At 65.7% G+C, this 2,920-nt stretch carries 4 protein-coding genes; all 4 read left to right on the plus strand.

All coding sequences use genetic code 11. The annotated features are described in order from the left end of the window. A partial coding sequence (locus WCB02_RS22070; protein WP_423961402.1) for a DUF1036 domain-containing protein occupies positions 1–641 on the plus strand: 641 nt, incomplete at its 5' end. Further along, positions 638–1,336 carry a pyrimidine 5'-nucleotidase gene (locus WCB02_RS22075; protein ID WP_423961404.1) on the plus strand — a complete coding sequence of 233 codons (699 nt, stop codon included), beginning with the start codon at positions 638–640 and terminating at the stop codon, positions 1,334–1,336. The genes WCB02_RS22070 and WCB02_RS22075, both read left to right, overlap by 4 nt. 144 nt (positions 1,337–1,480) lie before the next feature. Further along, a complete protein-coding gene (gene dapD / locus WCB02_RS22080) occupies positions 1,481–2,326 on the plus strand; it encodes a 2,3,4,5-tetrahydropyridine-2,6-dicarboxylate N-succinyltransferase (protein ID WP_423961405.1) in 846 nt (281 codons plus the stop codon). Positions 2,327–2,422: 96 nt separating this feature from the next. Then, positions 2,423–2,920, plus strand: a 498-nt coding sequence (locus tag WCB02_RS22085) for a M20/M25/M40 family metallo-hydrolase (RefSeq protein WP_423961406.1), incomplete at its 3' end; no start/stop codon positions are given.

Here is a 2,920-nt window from a genome sequence, read left to right on the forward strand (position 1 = left end):
TCACCCAGATCATGCCGACGCAGGCCGACGATGGCAATCTGGTGGCCTATCTCGCCGAGGACGCCGCCTATGACGACGACCAGGCGCGGCTTGCCGGCATTCAGCGATTGCTGGTCATCGCGGGCTATGACGCGGCTCCGATCGACGGCGTCGACGGTCCGAAGACGCAAGCGGCCCTTGCCGCGTTCCTCAGAAGCCGCGGACTGTCGCAAGACATTCTGCAGTCGCCGACTTTCTTCAGCGCCATGATCGAGGCCGTGCAGTCGCCCTCCACGTCCGGGCTGACCTGGTGCAACGACACCCCGCACAAGGTGATGGCGGCGGTGGCGACCGACGACGGCAAGGCCGTCGTCAGCCGGGGCTGGTATCGCATCGACCCCGGCAAATGCCTGCATCCCGACGTCTCTGGCCAGCCGAAGCATGTCTACAGCTTTGCCGAAGCCGTCGATGCCGAAAACCGCACCATCCAATACGGGAACAGGTCGCTGAACTGGGGTGGCGCCACCCAGCTTTGCACCCGCGAGAACAAGTTCGAAACCACCGAGCAGGGCGATTGCGGCAGCCGCGGTTTTGCCGCGACCGGGTTCGCCCCGGTCGACATGTCGAGCGGCGGCAAGACGCTGCACTTCGCGTTGCCATGATGAAAACTCCCCGCAGCTTCGACCACATCGACACCTGGGTGTTCGATCTCGACAACACGCTGTACCCCCATCACGTCAATCTCTGGCAGCAGGTCGACGCGCGGATCGGCGCGTTCGTCTCGAACTGGCTGAAGGTATCGCCGGCGGACGCGCGAAAAATCCAGAAGGATTATTACCTCCGCTACGGCACCACCATGCGCGGCATGATGACCGAACATGGCGTGCGCGCCGACGATTACCTTGCCTATGTGCACGAGATCGACCATTCGCCGCTCGAGCCCAATCCGGCGATGGGCGCCGCGATCACCGGGCTCAGGGGCCGCAAGCTGATCCTGACCAACGGCTCGACCGATCACGCCGGCAAGGTGCTGGAGCGGCTGGGCCTGACCAGCCATTTCGAGGCGGTGTTCGACATCATTGCCGCCGAGCTCGAGCCGAAGCCGGCGCCGCAGACCTATCAGAAATTCCTGAAACGCCACGACGTCGATCCGGCCAGCGCCGCGATGTTCGAGGACCTGGCGCGCAACCTCGTGGTGCCGCATCAGATCGGCATGACCACCGTGCTGGTGGTGCCGGACGGCTCGCAAGAGGTGGTGCGCGAGGACTGGGAGCTGGAAGGCCGCGATGCGTCCCATGTCGATTGCGTTACCGACGATCTGACGGGCTTTTTGCAAGGCTTGGGCGCGAAGTCATAACCTTTGCACGGTCGTCCCGGCCTCGAACCGGGACGGCCAGCCGTGCCAGCCGGCGCGGCCGGTGCAAAGCCTTGACTCTCCCGCCTCAAATCCCGAATAAGCGGCCCAATCGCCGCCTAAAACATCCCTCCCAAGGAAATCCCGATGTCCCTGTCCGCCCTCGAATCCACCATCAACGGCGCGTTCGATGCGCGCGACGGCATCTCGACCGCGACCAAGGGCGAGGTCCGCGACGCCGTCGATCACGCGCTCGAGCTGCTGGACAAGGGCGAGGCGCGCGTGGCGACGCGCGAGACTGATGGCAAGTGGACCGTCAATCAGTGGCTGAAGAAGGCCGTGCTGCTGTCGTTCCGCCTCAACGATATGAGCGTGATCGCGGGCGGTCCCGGGACGGCGTCATGGTGGGACAAGGTGCCGTCGAAATTCGACGGCTGGGGCGAGAACCGCTTTCGCGAGGCCGGGTTTCGCGCGGTGCCGGGCGCGATCGTGCGCCGCTCGGCCTTCATCGCCAGGAACGTCGTGCTGATGCCGTCCTTCGTCAATCTCGGCGCCTATGTCGATGAGGCCACCATGATCGACACCTGGTCGACCGTCGGCTCCTGCGCACAGATCGGCAAGCGCGTGCACATCTCCGGCGGCGTTGGCATCGGCGGGGTGCTGGAGCCGCTGCAGGCCGAGCCCGTGATCGTCGAGGACGATTGCTTCATCGGCGCGCGCTCGGAGGTCGCCGAGGGCGTCATCGTGCGCAAGGGCGCGGTACTGGCGATGGGCGTATTTTTGGGCGCCTCGACCAAGATCGTCGATCGCGATAGCGGCGAAATCTTTATCGGCGAGGTGCCGGAATATGCCGTGGTGGTGCCGGGCAGCCTGCCTGCCAAGCCGCTGAAGAACGGCCAGCCTGGGCCTGCGGTCGCCTGCGCCGTCATCGTCAAGCGGGTCGACGAGCGCACCCGTGCCAAGACCAGCATCAACGAGCTGTTGCGGGACTAGGTCGAACCGAACCAGGTTCGGGCCCGGCCCGCGGCAAAGTCGAATTCGTGCCGGCTTTCGCTGGTCCGTCGCCCGCGACGCATGTTAAGCGGGGGCATGAATGATGCTCTCGCCATTGCCCAGGATCTCATCCGCTGCCGTTCCGTAACCCCGGCTGACGCCGGCGCGCTGGGCGTGCTTGAAACCCTGCTCAAGGCCCATGGCTTCGGTGTGCATCGCGTCACCTTCAGCGAGCCCGGCACCGCAGATATCGACAATCTCTATGCCCGCATCGGCGACCAGGCGCCGCACATCACCTTTGCCGGCCACACCGATGTGGTGCCGCCGGGCGACGAGGCCGCCTGGAGCCAGGGCGCGTTTTCCGGCGAGGTCAGGGGCGGCTTCCTCTATGGCCGCGGCGCGGTCGACATGAAGGGCGGCATCGCCTGCAGCGTCGCAGCGGTGCTGGCCCATCTCGCCGACCATGGCGGCAAGCCCCGCGCCGACGGCAACGGCTCGATCTCGTTTCTGATCACCGGCGACGAGGAGGACCTTTCCGTCAACGGCACCGTCAAGCTGCTGCAATGGGCCGCGGCGCGTGGCGAGAAGTTCGAC

The sequence above is a fragment of the Bradyrhizobium sp. genome (genome assembly GCF_049581145.1).
Taxonomy (GTDB): domain Bacteria; phylum Pseudomonadota; class Alphaproteobacteria; order Rhizobiales; family Xanthobacteraceae; genus Bradyrhizobium.